Origin of the sequence: Terrirhizobium terrae (assembly GCF_030323265.1) — a bacterium.
Taxonomy (GTDB): domain Bacteria; phylum Pseudomonadota; class Alphaproteobacteria; order Rhizobiales; family Rhizobiaceae; genus Neorhizobium.
This window is the reverse complement of record NZ_CP104990.1, coordinates 118549-137178: the sequence shown is the minus strand read 5'-3', so window position 1 is coordinate 137178 and position 18630 is coordinate 118549. Positions and strand designations below refer to the sequence as shown.

At 54.9% G+C, this 18630-nt stretch carries 18 protein-coding genes and 4 pseudogenes; 14 read left to right on the top strand and 8 right to left on the bottom strand.

Features of this window, described 5'->3' with window-relative positions:
- Positions 1-6 precede the first annotated feature (6 nt).
- Positions 7-657 (bottom strand): response regulator transcription factor, encoded by a 651-nt coding sequence (locus N7E02_RS00675; protein WP_286578206.1) that lies wholly within the window; start codon positions 655-657, stop codon positions 7-9.
- Positions 658-951: 294 nt separating this feature from the next.
- On the opposite strand from N7E02_RS00675, the gene N7E02_RS00670 reads away from it, so the two are divergent.
- The 7 genes from N7E02_RS00670 (at position 952) to N7E02_RS29300 (ending at position 6543) form a co-directional block, all read left to right on the top strand.
- Positions 952-2070 (top strand): ABC transporter substrate-binding protein, encoded by a 1119-nt coding sequence (locus tag N7E02_RS00670; protein WP_286578205.1) that lies wholly within the window; start codon positions 952-954, stop codon positions 2068-2070.
- Entirely contained in the window at positions 2064-2489 is a 426-nt protein-coding gene (locus N7E02_RS00665; RefSeq protein WP_286578204.1) for a periplasmic substrate-binding domain-containing protein, read from the top strand. The genes N7E02_RS00670 and N7E02_RS00665 overlap by 7 nt, the downstream gene beginning before the upstream one ends.
- Positions 2486-3928 (top strand): ABC transporter ATP-binding protein, encoded by a 1443-nt coding sequence (locus N7E02_RS00660; RefSeq protein WP_286578203.1) that lies wholly within the window; start codon positions 2486-2488, stop codon positions 3926-3928. Before N7E02_RS00665 ends, N7E02_RS00660 begins: the two co-directional genes overlap by 4 nt.
- Positions 3829-4107 (top strand): P-loop NTPase family protein, encoded by a 279-nt coding sequence (locus tag N7E02_RS29305; RefSeq protein ID WP_353622774.1) that lies wholly within the window; start codon positions 3829-3831, stop codon positions 4105-4107. Before N7E02_RS00660 ends, N7E02_RS29305 begins: the two co-directional genes overlap by 100 nt.
- Positions 4101-4964, top strand: a complete 864-nt coding sequence (locus N7E02_RS00655) for an ABC transporter permease (protein ID WP_286578202.1) — start codon at positions 4101-4103, stop codon at positions 4962-4964. The genes N7E02_RS29305 and N7E02_RS00655 overlap by 7 nt, the downstream gene beginning before the upstream one ends.
- 4 nt (positions 4965-4968) lie before the next feature.
- The gene (locus tag N7E02_RS00650; protein ID WP_286578201.1) at positions 4969-5958 is read left to right on the top strand and encodes an ABC transporter permease; all 990 of its coding nucleotides are present in this window, start codon (positions 4969-4971) and stop codon (positions 5956-5958) included.
- A 135-nt stretch (positions 5959-6093) separates the two neighbouring features.
- The gene (locus N7E02_RS29300) at positions 6094-6543 is read left to right on the top strand and encodes a helix-turn-helix domain-containing protein (RefSeq protein WP_353622763.1); all 450 of its coding nucleotides are present in this window, start codon (positions 6094-6096) and stop codon (positions 6541-6543) included.
- Here N7E02_RS29300 and N7E02_RS00645 read toward each other — a convergent pair.
- The gene (locus N7E02_RS00645) at positions 6540-7199 is read right to left on the bottom strand and encodes a response regulator transcription factor (protein WP_286578200.1); all 660 of its coding nucleotides are present in this window, start codon (positions 7197-7199) and stop codon (positions 6540-6542) included. The genes N7E02_RS29300 and N7E02_RS00645 overlap by 4 nt on opposite strands.
- A gap of 628 nt (positions 7200-7827) precedes the next feature.
- Here N7E02_RS00645 and N7E02_RS00640 point away from each other — a divergent pair.
- Positions 7828-8295, top strand: coding sequence for a carboxymuconolactone decarboxylase family protein (locus tag N7E02_RS00640; protein WP_286578199.1), 468 nt, complete (start codon positions 7828-7830; stop codon positions 8293-8295).
- A 267-nt stretch (positions 8296-8562) separates the two neighbouring features.
- On the opposite strand, the pseudogene N7E02_RS00635 reads toward N7E02_RS00640, so the two are convergent.
- Together N7E02_RS00635 and N7E02_RS00630 are read right to left on the bottom strand one after the other, a co-directional pair.
- Positions 8563-9314 (bottom strand): annotated as a pseudogene (locus N7E02_RS00635) (SDR family oxidoreductase).
- Between the two features lie 317 nt (positions 9315-9631).
- Positions 9632-10440, bottom strand: a pseudogene (locus N7E02_RS00630) (cysteine hydrolase family protein).
- Between the two features lie 328 nt (positions 10441-10768).
- Here N7E02_RS00630 and N7E02_RS00625 point away from each other — a divergent pair.
- The 5 genes from N7E02_RS00625 (at position 10769) to N7E02_RS00605 (ending at position 12772) form a co-directional block, all read left to right on the top strand.
- Positions 10769-11173: a YybH family protein gene (locus N7E02_RS00625; RefSeq protein ID WP_286578198.1), complete on the top strand. Its 405-nt coding sequence runs from the start codon at positions 10769-10771 to the stop codon at positions 11171-11173.
- Entirely contained in the window at positions 11173-11367 is a 195-nt protein-coding gene (locus N7E02_RS00620; protein WP_286578196.1) for an Ada metal-binding domain-containing protein, read from the top strand. The genes N7E02_RS00625 and N7E02_RS00620 overlap by 1 nt, the downstream gene beginning before the upstream one ends.
- Positions 11273-11647: a helix-turn-helix domain-containing protein gene (locus tag N7E02_RS00615; RefSeq protein WP_286578195.1), complete on the top strand. Its 375-nt coding sequence runs from the start codon at positions 11273-11275 to the stop codon at positions 11645-11647. The genes N7E02_RS00620 and N7E02_RS00615 overlap by 95 nt, the downstream gene beginning before the upstream one ends.
- Entirely contained in the window at positions 11644-12222 is a 579-nt protein-coding gene (locus N7E02_RS00610; protein ID WP_286578194.1) for a methylated-DNA--[protein]-cysteine S-methyltransferase, read from the top strand. The genes N7E02_RS00615 and N7E02_RS00610 overlap by 4 nt, the downstream gene beginning before the upstream one ends.
- Before the next feature lie 100 nt (positions 12223-12322).
- On the top strand, positions 12323-12772 hold the full coding sequence (locus tag N7E02_RS00605; protein WP_286578193.1) for a carboxymuconolactone decarboxylase family protein: 450 nt from the start codon (positions 12323-12325) through the stop codon (positions 12770-12772).
- A 130-nt stretch (positions 12773-12902) separates the two neighbouring features.
- Here the strand turns inward: N7E02_RS00605 and N7E02_RS00600 are convergent, their stop codons facing one another.
- From N7E02_RS00600 to N7E02_RS00590, 3 genes and pseudogenes are all read right to left on the bottom strand, one after another.
- On the bottom strand, positions 12903-14843 hold the full coding sequence (locus tag N7E02_RS00600; RefSeq protein WP_286578192.1) for a PAS domain-containing protein: 1941 nt from the start codon (positions 14841-14843) through the stop codon (positions 12903-12905).
- A gap of 298 nt (positions 14844-15141) precedes the next feature.
- Positions 15142-15526, bottom strand: a pseudogene (locus N7E02_RS00595) (cupin domain-containing protein).
- A 162-nt stretch (positions 15527-15688) separates the two neighbouring features.
- Positions 15689-16618 carry a LysR family transcriptional regulator gene (locus N7E02_RS00590; protein WP_286578191.1) on the bottom strand — a complete coding sequence of 310 codons (930 nt, stop codon included), beginning with the start codon at positions 16616-16618 and terminating at the stop codon, positions 15689-15691.
- Positions 16619-16679: 61 nt separating this feature from the next.
- On the opposite strand from N7E02_RS00590, the gene N7E02_RS00585 reads away from it, so the two are divergent.
- On the top strand, positions 16680-17603 hold the full coding sequence (locus N7E02_RS00585; protein ID WP_286578190.1) for an SDR family NAD(P)-dependent oxidoreductase: 924 nt from the start codon (positions 16680-16682) through the stop codon (positions 17601-17603).
- Between the two features lie 218 nt (positions 17604-17821).
- Here N7E02_RS00585 and N7E02_RS00580 read toward each other — a convergent pair.
- A pseudogene (locus N7E02_RS00580) lies at positions 17822-18570 on the bottom strand (SDR family NAD(P)-dependent oxidoreductase).
- Positions 18571-18630 lie beyond the last annotated feature (60 nt).

The window sequence follows — 18630 nt, the reverse complement described above, 5'->3', positions numbered from 1 at the left end:
TCGCGCCTATTCCTCGTTTTCTCGGATATTCAAGGGAAGTGCCTGCCACGCATTGAAAAGACTATTGAATGTCGTTGCCTGCATCTTCTTCATCATATTGCTTCGATGCAGTTTTACCGTGACTTCTGAAATGCCGAGTTCGAAACCGATCTGTTTGTTCAGACTGCCCTCAACGACCAGGCGGAAAACTTGCCGTTCACGGGCAGTGAGACTTTCGTAAAGTGTCACGTGCTTGCGCGAGCTGTATTCTACCTCGCGCCTTGCCAAATCTGCGTTTATTGCTCGCGAGACGGCGTCAAGAAAGGTCTGATCCCGCACGGGCTTTGTGAGAAAGTCGCGCGCACCGGCCTTCATCGCCTCCACACTCATGGCAATATCCCCATGCGCTGTGAGGAATATGATCGGCGTATGGTTTCCTTGCTTGAGTAGATGGCCTTGTAGATCGAGACCGCTCAAGCCCGGCATACGGACGTCCAAAACGAAGCAACCCGGCCGATCCGGCAAGGTCGCCTCGATCACCTCCCGGGCGGAAGCAAAAGAAATCGTGTCAATGCCGACAGAGCAGAGAAGGTTCTCCATCGCTTCGCGTACGTGAGCATCATCGTCGACCAGCGTTACGATCGGCAGTTCCGACGGCCGCGCGGCAGCCACCTCCATGATCAGTCCCCCAACAACAGCTCGCGGCGCGAACTCACCCGGCTGAAATGTTTATCAAGCAAAACCGGGCTTTGGAACCCAGCACATCTCCGACGTCGCTCAGCTCGGAGCCATTTTGCCAGATAGCAAGTCAATTCCCCCTGTAAATGCCGGTCAGTTTTCGTGGCTGCAGCAGAATATTTGGCGCGAGATGTTCAAGCCCAATCGCGACCTGGAACTGGTTCATGACCGATCCTGGATGTTAGAAATCCCACCAAATGTGTTTTCCACACGCCCCAAGGAGATTTATAGAGCATGGGAATCATGGCCCTCAACCGGTTGGATTTATTCAATGCTCGCATAATCGCCTACACGCTGGCAGCTTCGCTTCTGGCTCATCCAGTCATGTCAAAGGAGGCGCTTCGGGTTCCCGCCTTCAACGATATCGCCACTTTCGACCCCGATAACGGCTTCGAAATCGGGGCGATGAGCGCAATAAACAATGTCTATGAAGGCCTTGTGGAATATGCGCCTGGGACAGTGACGATCATCGGCCGGCTGGCCAAAGAATGGCGGATCTCCGACGACGGCAAGGAGTACGAATTCGATTTGGTGAAAGGCGTAAAATTCCACGATGGTACCGAGATGACTGCCAGAGATGTTTCTGCTTCCTTCCTTCGAAGACGGGATAGCGGCCTCGCTCTTTCCTACTTTTTCGCGAATGTCGAAAAGATAGAAGCCATTGACGACCTTACGCTGAAGATAGTGCTTAAACACGCGCAACCATCATTCCTGGATAGCCTTGCTAGTCCGTGGGGTCCCAAGGTTATCAGCCCAACAGCGCTTGCTCAACACGACCAGACGGACAACGCCACAGGTTGGTTGAATGAACATGCCGACGGAACCGGCCCTTACACGCTTGAAGAGTTCAATCGCGGCGACGGTTACGTTCTCAAAAAGAACAATGCCTATTGGGGTCGCAAACCCTATTTTGACGAGATTCAGATACCGATCGTTCCAGACATTAGTCAGCAAATGCTCCAGTTGCGAACCGGAGACATTGACGTCGTTCCAACAGGATATCCCTTCGCCCAGCTTCGGGGACTGCCTGAGGGACTGAGTGTATCTTCGTCTGCCAGTGTAAGCCTTTACACATTGTTCGCAAAACCTGGATCTCCGCTCGATGACCCCGAAATCAGAGAGGCGATACTTACGGCCGTGAACCCTGCGAGTTGGGCAGCCGATGCTTTCGGCGAGTATGCGTCGGCCGCCAAGTCGGTTTATCCCGTTGTCGTTCTGGATCCCAAAAACCGATCGTCTTTCCGAAGGACTTCGATCGCGCCAAGGATATCATCACGCGTCGCGGCCCTGTCAGCTTGGTCATTGGTCAGCACAGTGCTTCACCGGGCTACCAGCGGATCTCAAGCTTGTTGATAGCCCAACTGGCCTCTTTAGGGATCAAAGCCACCGCCTATTCCTTGCCACCAGGTGCTGCTTTCAGTCTAAAGAACTCCAGCGCGCCTCCCGATCTGCTTTTAACAATCGCGGGACCGGACGCTGCTCATCCGGAGAACCAAGCCAAGGCGTTCTTCACCAAAGACGCCCCGGTCAATTTTTTCGGTCGGCATATAGATGAGGCCGATCGCCTCATCGAAGAGGCGGGGGCATTGACCGATGTCGAGAAGCGAAACGTTCTCTACGAACGGGCCGGGCAGATGATCTTCGATGCCGGAATTGCAATCCCGTTGGTCGAAGTCAAGGATGTCGTCGTGCACGCAGATGACATCCATGAGCTTGGCCTGAGGCCGGTGTATCCTCCCGGAAATATAGATTTCGGAAGTATTCGGCGATGAACGATCTCGCGCGAGCGGAGAGTAAGGCACCCGCGCCATCTCCTGCCACGCTTGAGATCCGAAGCTTGTATGTCTCAATGTCCCGAGGTCGCCGGCGCCAGACGGTTCTTAGCGGGCTGAATTTTTGCGCGTATTCCGGCGAGATTACTGCCATCGTCGGGCCAAGCGGTTCCGGTAAATCAACACTAGCACACGCCGTCCAGGGGCTTCTTCCTGAGGCCAGCATTCCTGCTGTGACGGGCTCAATCCGTATCATGGGCAAAGAAATCGTTGGCGTGGGCGAGGCCGAGCTGAGAATCGCTCGAAAATCACTGGTTAGGGTTATATCTCAAGACCCGCTGGACGCTCTCAACCCTGCCATGACCGTCCGTAAGCAGATGACAGAAACCTGTGGGGATCAGCTCGCAGTCGATCGCTTGCGATGGGCGGGGATCGGCAATGTGGATCGCGTCATGCGCAGCTTCCCGCATCAGCTTTCCGGAGGAGAACGGCAACGCGTGCTGATCGCTATGGCAACCGCTGTGCCGGCCCCGTTGATCGTAGCAGATGAACCAACGACCGGATTAGATCCCGACAACAAGGCGAAAGTGATCTCTCTTCTTCGGGCGCTCGCGAAAGATGGCGCGGCCGTCGTAATCAATACTCATGACCTAAGTGTCGCCGAGGCCTCGGACAAGATAGCGATCATGGAGGCTGGAAGAGTTGTAGAACACGGGCGAACGGCGGATGTGTTTGTAGGTCCAACCCACCCTTGCACCATTGGGCTTCTGACCATCAGATACGACAAGATGACAGCCCGGTCTGCACCTCTATCAATGAATCAAAGTCGCAGCGAAGGGCTTTCGAGTAAATCCAGCCCGTCTCTGGGCGAATTCGATGCGGTAAGGCCGCAGCTCTCGACGAATGATATAGTCCTCGAGATGAATGCCGTTTCGAAGGGCTTCAGGAGCAGGGAGCGCTTCCGATCGAGACATCAAACGATTCTGAGTTCAGTCGACATGACGGTGAGATCGGGCGAGTGCGTTGTGCTGGTGGGAGAAAGTGGCATCGGCAAATCGACCTTCCTCAAGATCGCGGCAGGACTGCTTTCTCATGAAACAGGAACTGTAAACTGGCACGCAGAGGTGAAGCCACAGTTTGTCTTTCAAGACCCTAAATCTTTTCTCACCCCTTGGCTTCCCATTGGTGAGCAGATCGTGGAGGGATTGAAGTCTCGAAAAGTCGATAAGGCGGCCCAACGTCGGCGCTTGATCGAGACGCTCAACTTCGTCGGCCTCGAAACATCGCTAATGGATGCGCTTCCTCCGAGCTCTCCGTTGGACAGTGCCAGCGTGCGGCAATCGCACGGGCACTTGCCGTATATCCACGCTTACTTCTCTGCGACGAACCCATCAGCGCACAAGATACGACGCTGGCATTGTCAATGCTCAATCTTTTGAGACGTATCCGCCGCGAATACGGCACCGCTATCATTCTTGCGACTCACGATCACGCAGCCGCACGAATTGTCGCAGATAGAATCTACGAGCTTTGCGACGGACAGCTCAAGCGTTGGACAGATGAATACGCGCAATGGCCGGACAGCTCCCCGGCTGAATGGACCGCCGGCCAATGCTGAGCACCTTCAGACGCGGGAAACTCCACGATCATTCCTCACTTCACAATGAAGGCTCTCGCCGGGTGCCCGATGTGCTTGGGATAATCGGCGCTTGCGGACTTCTGTTGTTTACTTTTGTAGCGCTCTTCCCCCAGTTATTCATGCCGTTTGATCCACAACTGCGAGTCGGCGATGCTTTTCTCTCGCCTTCTTCAGTTCATTTATTTGGGACGGATGAGATAGGTCGCGACCTCTTTTCACGTATCGTTCTCGGCATCAGATTTACGTGGCTCCCTGGCTTGGCGATCATCATAGCGAGTTTTGCCTTCGGCACGGCGATAGGATTGATCTCGGCATTCATGGGTGGATGGGTCGATACGGTCCTACAACGCGTGACCGACGTATTCCTGATGGTGCCATCAATGCTTTTCGCCATCGCATTCGCGGCGGCGCTAGGGCCTGGCATTGAGCACTCGGTCATGGCAATCGTAATCTGCTGGTGGCCTTGGTATGCGTGGATTGCACGCGACGAGCTAAGGCGGGTCAAAGCTTCGCCGCACTACCTTGGTGCGATTGTTTCAGGTGCTACTCGATCAAGGCTTTTATTCAAGTACGGACTTCCAAGCGTCCTTCCAGCGCTGATTGTGGCAGCGGGCGTGGATATTTCTAATGTCGTGATGGCGTTATCACTGATGTCATTTCTCGGCCTGGGTCAGCCGGATCCCGCTCCTGAACTAGGGGCGTTGGTTTCGCGATCGCTCGACAGCCTGACGATGTTCTGGTGGCGACCGATCCTGCCTGCGGTCATGATCTTCTGCATTTGTTTGTTCGCGAACCTTCTGAGCGACGGCATTCGCCGGACGCTCAAGGGGCGTTAGGCGTATGGGATTTCTAACGCGCAAGCTCGGAAGTGGCATCATTACACTTTTGCTGATGACGTTTGTCGTGTTTTGTCTGCAGAGCGTTGTCCCTTCAGATCCGGCTCGGCTGATTGCAGGGCCAGCCGCGCCGGCAGCCACCATTGAGGCTTTGCGGACGCAAATGGGTTTGGATGATGACATCGTCACCCGATACGGTCGCTTTCTAGCTGACTTGATGAAGGGGGATCTAGGAACGTCTATCAGAACCAGGCAGCCTGTTCTGAGCGATATCGCGAAGTATGCACCAGCGACCTTGGAGTTGGCGGTCGTGGCAATGGTGATCGGCATTCTAGCTGCGGCAGCATTGGCAGTCCTCCAAGCAACATATCCCGCCTTGCGCATACTTCGCCTGTCCTTCGCCGGCATCGGATCGGCGCCGGTATTCCTTACCAGCCTGTTATTTGTATACCTGTTCTGGTTCCATCTCGGGTGGCTTCCCGGATCCGGGCGTCTGGATGTCCGAGGTTTTTCGGGGCCTACAGGACTTCTAATTGTCGATACGCTCGCTTCAGGTGACCTTCCCCTTTTCGGCGATGCCCTCGCACATCTCGTGCTGCCCGCTTGTGTCCTGGCGGCACCGATTGCTGTAGCGATTGGACAGGTTCTAACAAGTTCCCTGCTAGACGTCATGCGGCAGGGCTACATCAGGACGGCACGAGGTAAGGGTCTTCGGCTCATCACCGTCGTCATGCGGCACGGACTGCGAAATGCAGCCAACAGCGCGCTGACTATGAGCGGCCTCCAGGTTCGGCTCCTCTTCGGTAATATACTCGTTGTCGAACGGATCTTCGGTTGGCCCGGACTCGGAATGTACACCGTGCAGGCGCTTTCCTATTCCGACTTCACCGCGATCCTCGGCGTAGCGCTAATCCTTGGTGCGATTTACATCACGGTCGGAACACTGGTGGAAATGGCTCAACGGATCGCTGATCCGAGGATCACGTTCGACTAGCATCCCAAGAAGCAACCTATACTGCGGGATAGGGCCTAGCGACGTTTGAATACATTTTCAAAGCGGCAGGGAGATAGCATTTTCAGAGGCCAATCGGTGCTGTCCCGAGCGCGAAGCAGAATAGGGCTGAAAAAGATGACCTTACACCTCCCCTACGCCCGCGACCTAGAAAGCAGCCAAGCATTGAGAAATCCTCGCCCGATGGGAAATCTACTAAGGGGAAGAAGCGGGTTGACGGATTGGCAATGCCGCCGTGTACGAGCGTATGTGGCTGAAAATGTCGGTAACCCAATCAAAGTCAGTGACCTCGCCATGGAGGCAAGGCTCAGTGCAGGGCACTTCACGCGTGCTTTCATGATAGCCTTCGGCGTTTCACCCTATTCTTTCGTAATGGCAGCGCGGGTGGCAAAAGCAAAAATGCTCATGACGAGCTCTAGCTGCCCGCTGGCGTCCATCGCTGAGCAATGCGGCCTGTCGGATCACGCACATTTCTGTCGCCTATTCCGTCGTCTCGAAGGTCTTTCACCCAGCGAATGGCGTCGCCAGAGTTCGCAAAAGCGAGCAGGTGCTCGCGCTTTGGTCTAAGAGTGTAGTGTTGTTGATTGGCGATCAACAGCAGTAATCTTGTCGAACATACGCACGATGTCGACGACCGACTTTGCATCCATCTTTTTCATCATCCGGCCGCGGTGTAGTTTCACCATGATCTCACTGATGCTCATCTCGAATGCAATCTGCTTGTTCATGAGCCCCTGAGAGACATATTCCCAAACTTCCGTTTCACGTGGCGTCAATCTGCAAAATCGCTCCCTTATGCTGTCCTCCTCCGTTTTTCTCATGCGGGCCAACTTGTCGAACTCCATTGCTCTACTAATCGATGCGGTAACGGCCTGCGAATTGAAGGGCTTCAGCAAAAAGTCGAAGGCGCCGGCCTTCATTGCAGAAACGCTGATGGATACGCTTGCATTTCCGGTGATGAAAATGATTGGCATGGGATTGTTGCGCTGCAGGAGTTCCGCCTGAAGCTCAAGTCCTGTCATGCCGGGCATCTGGATGTCTAGGAGAATGCAACCAGAACTGCCCTCTTCCGCTTCGGCCAAAAATTCCTCAGCACTGCTGAAACCGACAGCTTCGATTTGCACCGATTCAAAAAAATTAAGCAAAGAGGCCCGTAGGTTAGCCTCGTCATCAATGATATAGACCTTTTGCCGACTGACGTCATCGTCGATCTCTTCTGACACGGTAAAGCTCCTTACTTTGAAGACGAGATGTAGGTCCTTGTAGCCGCTGAACCCGATACGTGAACTGTTGGAATTGCGATCGGAATGCATGTCCCATTGTGACTTGAGAAATGCGGTAGCGTCCTGCGAAACGTAGAAGCAGAGCCATCCAGTCCGCGACTATGACGGAAAGCGGCTGACGGGTATCCAGAATAAAGGAGCTGGTCATTCGTCCTAAAAGTGCGAGACTTGATAGGTGGCCACCGCTATCCTCGACGAATTGGAGTTTTTGCTTTCGCTGCCCTTTGTCGAACATCTGGTCGGAGGTAACAGCGAGATCCACGATGACTACCCGTCTCCAGTTCCGTTGAAATAAGCGGCGCTGGCGCGCCGCGAGCCTTTCATTGTGGTACTGCCGAATGTGATACATAGGCTACGTCGATTGCTTGCGGCTTTCTACCGCGCCGATGGCCGTGGTTTACCTATCCGAGCGGATAGGTAAACCACGACGAGCATCTTGAGGTCTGCACGGTTGCAGGCTGGAGACAGCTTGATAGCGAACGTATAGCTTTCTTATCTCCAACCCAAAAATTAGCGTTCGATCGCCGGCGGAGTCACGCGTGGCGTAAAACAGATTGGGAGTAATGGGATGCAACCTCGTTTTGATATTAATGCCGTTGAACCCGACAGTTTCAAAGCCATCATGGGCCTTGAGATGTACGTCCAGAAATCCGGGATAGAGAAGCGCTATCTTAGTCTTGTGAAGATCAGGACGTCGCAGATCAACGGCTGCGCTTACTGCGTAGACATGCATACCAAGGAAGCCGAGAAGGCTCGCTTTTCCAATCAGTGGATCGCGCTTATCGCTGTTTGGAAGGAATCGGCTCTTTTCGACGAAAAAGAGAGGGCAGTACTGAATTGGGCGGAGAGCATGACCAACGTCTCCCAGACAGGCATCCCCGATTCGGACTTCGACAAAATGAGAAAGCATTTCAGCAACGCTGAGATTGCCAAGCTATCGACCGCAATAGCCACGATCAACGTGTGGAACCGCATGGCCTTGGCCATACGCCTCCAGCATCCCATTGACCATGAGACCACACCCGCCGCAGCTTGACCGCCTTCGGTACTAAATTATGGAGATCCGAAGCTTCTGCCAGCTTCGGATTTCCTCCACGCCGCCGAGCATTGAACTGCAATTGCCGCCTTACAGAGACGAATGCATGATCGACGCTCAACGGACAAAATATAACGTCAAAGCCCAGGCATGATCGGTGTGTCCTGCGGATCTCTTTCTGATAGAATTCAGGAGCTATTCAGGACTACAGAGGCTGGGCGCCTTGCTCGCTGAGCGGGCATGGCGACCAGCTTAAGATACCTGGCGTCAGGCGGCTTTCCCCCGCTGCGCCCACGTCGCAATATTCGTGGAGCCAATGCGAGCCTCCCCGAGCGGCACCAGGGAGTTCTCCTCCAGCGCGCAGCCGAAATAGCCGGCACTCGCATCGGGGATAACCTTGCGCGGATCACCGACGGCTTCAAGGTATTGAGCGATGATGTCGCACATGCGACCACGGTCTGGCCCTGCAACGTCGATCGAACCGTTCAAGGGAGAACCGATAATTGCGTCAACGAGGAATTCGGCCAGATCATCTACGGCAATCGGTTGGAAGTTGCTGGTAGAGAGCCGTGTCTCGCCCCCGAGGTACCTGCATCGGCAATTGTTCCCATGAATTCCATGAACTGCGTTGCGCGTATAATGGAAAACGGGACGCCCGACTTTTCCAGCAAAGCCTCTTGGGCGGCCTTGGCTACAAAGTAGCCATTGCCCGGCAGACCATCCGTGCCGACAATCGAGAGGACCACATGGTGCCCCACTCCTGCCTTCTTCTCCGCCGCTAGAAGGTTGGTTGTCGAGACATTGAAGAATTTCATGACTTCAGCGGCGTCGAAGGACGGCGCGTTCGTGACGTCCACGACGACATCAGCCCCTTGCAACGCGGCATCCAGACCTTCCCCGGTGATGCTATTGATCCCGGTGCTTGGTGACGCGACAACGACTTCAAGATGGCGCGCGGACAGCAAACCCGCGACCTTGCTTCCGACGAGACCGGTGCCACCTACTACGACGATTTTCATGACATTCTCCTTGGGTTTAGATCAGTTGGGAGGCTGGCTATTGATCTGGTTAGTTCGCCTCAATCCCTGGAGAGTCGCCGCATTGAGCCACACCGGCAAGATATACCTCGGGATGTCGCGCCGATCAGGTGGCAGCGGAAGAGGGAATTAAAGTTTCATTCCGCAGCGAATACCCAACCCGTCCGGGTCGGAGTTGAGCGATAGCGTCATACCGCAAGCGACCGATGACTTGCCTTGAATGCGCCTGCCATCTTCCGCCCCAGACGCCCAGTCGATCAAGGTCGCCGGTAGGCAGAAAAAGTATATCCTCCCCTGGATCAGACTTTCGCCATCTCCTTCACCGATCTATCGGTTGTCCAAAGGGCATTGGCAATAAAGCGGAAATTGATAAGCGCGGCCATATAGCCGTCCCCTCCGGCAGCTTGGCTGCAGCGATTGCATCGCGAACCACGGCAACCTCAAACCCGTTCTCGAGAAGATGCCGCAAATGAGATTCGACGCAAAGATTTGCAGCCATGCCTGCCAATACCACTTGGTTGACCCGCTGCTTACCCAACTGAAGCACTAAGTCATTCGCTTGAGGGCCGTATAGCTTGTGCGGAGAACATACGATAGTCTTACCGTCCTCAATGTAATCTTTGAATTCAGGCATCCACTCCGCGCCCGATCCGGCAAAGCCGTCGAGAGTCAAAGGCCCCTTCCGGTCGAACATCCCGAGCTTATGTTGGAGCATCTCCAGCGGCCCCTCAACCTTCCAACGGTGATCGTGGGGGTAGTAATAGTGCGGAGAGATGATCACAGGCATGTTTGACGATTTCGCGGCACGAAATAGTTTGACGAGGTTGGGAACCACGTTGTGCTCCGTCACGCTCTCCCCTACTACTGGCCATGCCGGACTTCTGGGGCTCATGAAGTCGACTTGGGGGTCAATCACCACAAGGGCCGCTCGCTCTATGTCGAGCGTCATACCGGGGTCTTGAAGAGCGCCTTTTGGTGGGTCGGCGTACGGGTCGTCCGCAACGCCCTGGCTCCTAGCAGAGGTCGCCGCAGCGACGCTTCCTACGGCTGCGACTCCGAGGCCCGAGAGGAAGTTCCTACGTGTGGAAGCATTGCAATCATCGCACATATCGCACCTTTAGCTTGTTTGAAAAATTTGGCGCCGCGCACCTGGGTGATTGGCCTAGACGCGTCACCGTTGAAATGTAGCTATGCGTACCATCGCTGCGGATCAGCGAAAGATATACGCACGTATGCGATACTTTCTCACAAATTAAGGTAGCGTCCGTTTGGGCTAATGTCTGCCGCTCTCTTCGGGGTGGCCAGTCTGGAGCCGGCGGCAAACACTGAATCAGAATGAATCTGAGATCAGAAAGTGGAGTTTTTACTCTCCAGATTCGTGTCATCACGATCCGGCCCCACCTGCAGTAGGGCTACATGACGAGAGGAAAAGTCAGATGAACCAGAACTATGCCTTGGCAACCACACCGGAAGGTATTGTCCCGGCCTTGCTCGCCCACCTCAACTCACTTGATGTCGAAACAATGCTCGGTTTCTACCATTCGGACGGTATGATCATCGACGCGTCCGGGCATGGACATAAGGGGCGAGAAGCAATCGGAACGGAACTTGAAAGGTATTTTTCTCTCGGCCTCCAGATGTCGATCAACCAACGCCAAATCCATGTCGCAGCGGATACGGCGCTGCTCATCCTCGATTGGTCCTATATCGGCACCGCCCGCGATGGCACCGAGGTCAACATGATCGCGACAGCAACAGATATCGCGCGCCGAGGTGACGACGGCTTTTGGCGCTACCTGATCGACAATCCATTTGGCGCACAAAGCCGAGACCAGCTCTGATGACTGGCGTAGCGCTTAACGTCAATCCGAGTGCAGATGTCCGCTTCGGAGGCACGTGGCGTGGCGTGATTACTACCGGAATATACTGCCGGCTATCTTGTGGTTCCCGCGTGCCTCGCCCAGAAAATCTTCGTTTCCGCAAAGGACGCCGAGCGTGCGGGTTTCCGCCCTTGCCGCCGCTGCCGGCCGAATGAAGGAAGTATTCGTCAACAAAATTGCGAAACTATCGCTGAAGCTTGTCGGTTGATCGAAGCCGCAGACACCCCAGCTTCAGTGGCTGCGTTAGCCCATTCAATCGGCATAAGTGAAGGGCATTTTCATCGGCTTTTCCGAAAATATACTGGGCTAACGCCTCGGGCATACCAGGAACAGAAGCTGGCGGCAGACGTAAGGGAGAGACTTCTGCGTGGGCGCCCCGTAACCGAGTCATTCTATGACGCGGGCTATAGCTCAAGTGGAGATTTTACGCCGTGACCAACAAATCCCTTGGCATGACGCCACGCCATTTCAGAGATGGTGGGAAACAGGAGACGTTACGGTTCGCCGTAGGACAAACATCACTTGGGGCTATTGTCGTTGCCTCGAGTGCGAAGGGAATTGCTGCGATCCTTATGGGTGACTCGCCGGAGATTTTACTTCAGGATTTGCAGGATCGCTTTCCGAAGGCCAATTTTGTTGGAGGCGATGCCAACTATGAACTCATTGTTGCTCAGGTCGTCGGCCTTATCGAAGCACCGGACCTGTCACATGACCTGCCGCTCGATATCCGGGGAACAGTTTTTCAGAGACGTGTATGGCGGGCACTGCAAAGCATTCCCGCTGGGCAGACGGCTTCCTACACTGAGATTGCCAGAAAAATCGGGCATGCTCGATCCATAAATGCCGTCGCCAGCGCCTGTGCCTCCAACGCTCTGGCAGTCGCCATTCCGTGTCACCGGGTCGTTAAGAGCGACGGCACCTTCTTCGGTTACACTTGGGGGCTGGATAAAAAAACGACCCTGCTTGAGCGGGAATACACGGCGACGAAAAAGTTGCACAAACCGTCATAGAGCTCAAATCCGGGTGCATCCAACCGGCCTTGCACGACGATTCCAGACGGCATCCGGTGGGTAACGAAATACTCTCGCCCAAACACCGAAAGGCAGCAAAATGTCCCGCATGAATTGGCACGAGATTGCACCGGAAGGTGCAAAAACGCTACTTGGCGTCTATCATTATGTAATGCAAAATACTGACCTTCCCGAGGCTTTGATCCATCTTGTGTTCCTTCGGGTATCTCAAATCAACGGTTGTGCCCATTGTATCGACATGCATAGCCGTGACCTGCGTAAAACCATGCCCATCGACAAGATCCTTCTGGTAACCGTGTGGGCCGAGGTCCCGCATCTGTTCAGCGATCAGCAACGCGCAGCTCTGGCTTGGGCCGAGGAAGTGACACGTATCAGCGAGACACATGCCTCGGATGAGGCGTATGCGGCAGCATCGGCAGCATTTTCGCCGAAGGAACTTGTCGATCTGACCATCACAATTGCGGCGATGAATGCTTTCAATCGTCTGGGCGCCCCGTTCCGCCTTCCTGTCGCAGCCAGGTCTGCCTGATCAGGGCGGTCGGACGAGGCGTACCTCGGGTCGCCAGCGGATCGTACCCTGCCTGTCTCTACTGCTTGTTCTGTGGTGGAAGGGGGCCGTTATATATCGTTTCGCGGCGAGCTAAGTGACTACAAGAGCTTCATCTGGCTCTTTCGGCAGTATTGATGGGCTCTCCGAAACTTCCCCTAACCGTAAAGCTTACGCGAGCGCCTTGGTCGACGTTCTCTGCCCAAATTTTACCTCCGTGAGAGGTGATGATGGATTCACATATGGAGAGTCCCATCCCCATGCCGCTTTCCCTAGTCGTAAAGAACGGCATAAATGCGCGATCTACATCTTGGAACCCGTTGCCTGCGTCGGTGATCTCGACGACCGGTCCAAGTTCTGAGGGGAACGTTTTTACGGTTATCAGTCTTTCGCGGCCTGGGGTTCCCACCATCGCCTCAACGCCATTGTGCACGAGGTTCACCAGGACCTGCTGTATCTGAATACTGTCAACGGAAACCATTTCCAGCGATTTCGCCAATTTCAGATCCAGGCGAATCCCGTGCGATATCAGTTCCTCCGACAACAGTTTCTTGACGCTCAGAATCAGCAGGTTGATGTCGACGTTCTCTCGACCCTCAGACTTATGCTGGAAAAGTGCTCTGATCCTCTTGACCACTTCTGAGGCAATATTAGCATCCCTTACGACGGAATCCGCGCTATGTGCCGCGCGGTCGGTATTTGGCGGCGACATGTCAAGCCACCGTTTGCAGGCATCCGCACTCATTATAACCGCCGCCAACGGCTGGCTCAGTTCGTGAGCGATCGATGCAGAAAGCTCGGCCATCCCAGCGAACCGTGAGGCACGAGCAAGCTTGTCTTGAGAAATCCGCAATGACTCTTGGGCCAAGAATTCATTCTCAATGTCGACTTGCAGACCATACCACTGAACGATTTTGCCATTCTCATCTCTGAGTGGCTCCATTCGTGCTTCGAGCCAACGCCATGTCCCATCGAAGCGTCGCTGCCGAAACCTCCTAAACCAGGGCTCTCCGGACTTGAAGCTCTTGCGTATAGTTGTCTCGACCTCTTCCTGGTGGTCTGGATGGATGGTCGCCTCAATAATTCCCTTGAGCACATCGACTTCGCTGTGAGTGATCTTGTCGACAGTGAGGCCGGACCACTGCTCCAGCTGACGGCTGAAGTATGTCGGCTGCCCATCGGGCGAGGATACCCACAATAGCCCCGGCATTGTTTCGATTATTAATGCAAGCCTGGCTTCACGCTCTGAAATAGCAGCCTGGGCTGAAACCTCGTCGTCGATATCCTGGGCGACCCCCAGCCAACGCATGACGACGCCTTTGTCATCGCGCAAGGCGTTGACCTCGCCATTCGTCCAACGAAAACCCCCATCGGCACGCACTTGCCTATATTTCTGCTTGAAGCGCTCGCCGCCGGCAAACGTCGCCTTGAGCGCACTGGACACCCTCGATAAGTCGTCCGGATGTATCACGCGGGACAAGACCTCATCGAGGGTGAACTTCTGGATCGTGTTCGTATCCGAAATGCCAACCTGAGCTTTGAGCGCTTGATTGAAATAAGTTGGGTTCCCGGAGCAATCAGCCGACCATATCGGAACGGGGACAGCGTCGATGAAGTTCTGCAAAACCCTCTCGCGTTCTCTCGAAGCTTCCACCTCCGATATCGCTTCGTGGATGTCTACACATGTTCCAAGCCAGAATACGATCTTGCCGGTAGCATCGGTCTGAGCGCGTGCAGTGGTTCGAAGCCATCGGAAGCTTCCATTTGCGGTGCGGACGCGATGAGCGACGTCGAATGTCCCAACGCTCTGCACAGCAGCCAACCATGCCTGTTCAAGGCGGCTATAGTCATTCACATGAAGCAATTCACTCCAGGCAAATTCGCCGCTTAGTGCGTCACGCTCCACAAACTTGGAGCTCGGGAAGCCAGTGTAGGCCTCCATGGATACGCTTTGACATATGAACTCGCCATTGGGCCACGCGGCCCAGCCGAGTCCCGGTAAGGCATCCACCAACGCTTTGATCTCTTCGATCGAGATCGTCGACGCAATCACCCCGTATCCCTCCAGCATTAAAATGCAGAAATACAGGAGGACACCATCTCCTGCATGTCAAGGCTGGAGGATGCAGGAGTTAATTGCATTCGAAACGCTACGAGATCAACTTCGGTTGACTAGCTGCTTGCCTCAATCCGGCCCTGTATAGATCGGCAGAGAAACTTTGGCGCGCGCCGCTATCTATGTTCTCCGCCGAGATCCGCCCAACATCGATATGCTACTCTCCAAGCGTCACCGTCGCTCAAATTCGGATTGACCGGGGCTAGTCGCCCCGGCTGTAATTTCGCTCCAGCAGCTATTTCTTGTCGGGGATCGTCAGCTCCGTCTCATCGGTATTGACGACAAAGACCGCCAATAGTTTCGCGGGCTTCGTCTCGCTGCCATTGGCGCTTACGCCGTGATGGTCACCCGGGTTTTCGATGAAGTTCTCTCCGGCTTTGAAGATCTTTTCAGGGCCGTTACCGACCTTGCTCTTGATCTCGCCTTCCAGGACCGTTGCATAGATGAATGCACTTTCAGCATGCGTGTGTGCGGGGAATAGCCTCCGGGACCGTATTCAACCAGCACACCTCGCATGCTCTTGCCGGGAACGTTAGGGAGAACATGGTCGAACACGAGTGTGACTTTTGCATTCTTCGAAGCGTCATGCGCGCTTAGCGGGGTTCCCCAATGAGCGCGATAACCGCAGCAGCTGCAAGTTTCTTATACACGGATGTCTCCTTCGGATCTCAGGTTTGCCATTGTCGGCTGCCGAGATGAACCTACAGGATCTCGAAACGGCATATCAGATATACGAAAGGCAACGTCGATTGGTCATGCGTCGCGCATAGCGGGATATCCGCCTAGTGTGCATCTCTGAGAAACGCCAGGAAGGCACGCATCCCGGCACTAAGGTGGCGGTGCCGCGGATAATAAAGGCACAGGCCTGGATAGGGCGGGGTCCAGTCTTGAAGTACCTGCCTCAGGGAACCGTTCCGAAGGCTTTCACAAGCCATCCATCGTGTGACGTAAGCAAGACCATATCCTTCATGCGCTGCAGCAAGAAGAAGCCTCGAATGATCGACGACCAGATTGCCAGAGGTCTCGATAGCGAATGCTTCGCCACGTTTCTGGAATTCCCACCGATAGAGCGAGCCGCCGGACATGCGCAACTGAACACACCTGTGGAGCGCGATATCCGACGGCTGGAGGAGTTTCGGGGCTTTGTCGAGATAGCCTGGCGAAGCAACGACGATGTGCTGCTGGTCGGGACCGATGGGTATCGCGACCATGTCGTCGGGCACCAGTTCGGTGAGTCTGATGCCACAGTCAAACCCGCCCTCCGCGATGTCCACCAGTCGCGTTTCGGATACGATCTCGAACCTCATGGCGGGTTGGGTTTCCATGAATTTGGTCAACAGAGGCACGAGAACCTGCTCAGCCGCGTTGGCGTCACAGTTGATGCGCAGAAGTCCCGCTGGAACAGCATTCAAGTCCGTAAGCTCCTCCACAGCCGACCCGATCTCGCTGATCGCTGGAACAAGTCTCGCGACAAACCTCCGCCCGGATTCAGTCAACGATACATTTCGGGTCGATCGGTGAAGCAGCTTGACCTTGAGGCGCCTTTCGAGGCCCGCCACGGCATGGCTCAGTGCGGAAGCGCTCTGGTCGAGGGTCCGCGCTGCAGCCCGGAATCCTCCGTGTTCCGCGACAGCGAGAAATGCTGCCAGTTCACCCGGCGGGAGCGAACTTACCGTACGAAATATCTCATCAATACGTATATCTTTGGCCATCTAGTTCACGAATGCCACGGGTGTATCTCTACGACAAGCAATCATTTGAGGGAGAATAACTGTGAGCATAGACATCCCGTTCGGATTTACCTCAACCGCCAAAGAAGTGCTGGAGGGCGTAGATCTCTCCGGAAAGAACATCATCGTCACAGGAGGTGCAGGCGGTATCGGTCTTGAGACCACCAAGGCTCTCGCAGCTGCGGGCGCCTGCGTGACGATCGCGGCTCGCCGTCCTGACGATGCACAGGTCGTTGCAGACAAGATCTCTTCGGAAATCACTAAAGGAGCCGTACGCGTTCGCCGGCTTGATATCGCGGACTTGTCATCCGTTCAGGCGTTTGTGCGTGGCTGGGACGAAAAGCTTGACGTCCTGATCAATAATGCTGGTGTTATGGCTATCCCGGAACTGCAGCGCACGCCGGAAGGCCGCGAGATGCAGTTCGCGACCAACTATCTCGGACACTTTGCGCTGACACTCGGCCTCCACCCTTATCTTGCCAAAGCTGACAGAGCCCGGGTGGTCTCGGTTGCGTCGGTTGGAAGCCTGTTCGCCCCGGTATTCTGGGATGACCCGGACTTCCATTTCATTCCGTATGAGCCGCTTCTCGGCTACGGCCAGTCGAAATCGGCCTGCATCCTGATGTCCGTGGGTATCACCCAGAAATGGGCAAGTGACGGGATCACGTCGAACGCTCTGAACCCCGGAGCGATCGCGACCAATTTGCAGAAGCACACCGGCGGCCTTCGCACACCGGAACATTTGCGAAAGACAGCCGAACAAGGTGCCTCAACGACTGTGCTGCTCGCTGGTTCACCGCTCGTGGAAGGTCGATCCGGCGAATACTATGACGATTGCCAACGAGCGCCGATCGTCGATCAACGCGGCAACGGCCCATTCAAAGGCGTCGCGCGCTATGCCATCGATGAAGACAATGCCCAACGCCTCTGGCGCATGGCAGAAGCCATGCTTGGTATGCAAGGATGACCCGCCAACCGAATGTCGACTTCATCGGCACGGCGGTCGGCCCTCTGGTTGAGCAGGCGGGTGACAACTGACGGCTCCTGGAAGCGCTCCATTGTCTCGGTGCTTTTATGACAAGAGGCATTGCCGCAAATTGCAACTTGCCTGTGCGACCAAGTTTTTTGAGGCAATGCAGCTTCTGTCTATAACAGCGCTCGGGATCATCGCTTGGTGATATAGCCTCAAGCGATGCTCATGCCTCCATCGACGTGTAGTTCGACACCGTTGATGAAGCTCGCTTCGGGAGAGACCAGGAAAAGTGCCGAGTTGGCGATCTCCACCGGCTGGCCGAGGCGTCCAGCAGGAATCATATTGGCCATCGCTCCCAAAAATGCGGGTCGGTCCTGTTCGCCGACACCCAGCTTCGTCAGGATTTCGGTGTCGACCGGTCCGGGGCTAATCACGTTAACGCGGATCCTCCTGGATCTGAATTCCTTCACCCAGTTCCTTGCGAAGGCTGCCATTGCGGCCTTTGTGCCGGCGTAGACCGCATGGTTGTCCAAGACCTTCGTCGCCGCCAATGAACTGGTTAGAAGGATATTGCCGCCGTCATGCATGACCGGCGCGATGGTTTGGACCCCGAAAAAACACCACGCGTGTTGATTGAAAAATGGCGATCGAACTCTTCAGGCGTAACTTCAATAGACGGCTTCAGATCAATCACCGCGGCATTCGCGACATAAATATCCACTCCGCCAAAGCGCCGCTTGGCTTCGGCGGCAACCAGTTTGTGATGTTCCAGGTCGGCAACATCCCCTGGTATACCTATCGCGCCGTAGCCAATTTCTTGTACTGCAGTATCGAGCGCGTCTTGCCTCCGCGCTGTTACGATCACCTGCGCCCCATTTACCGCAAAGAGTTTTGCTGTCTCCCTGCCAATACCGCTGTTCCCACCAGTGATGATGGCGACCTTGCCTTCAAGCTGTTTCATTTCATAGCGCTCCTTTTCTGAAGCTCGAAATAGCAACTCGACATCTCGTTCAGTAGGCAT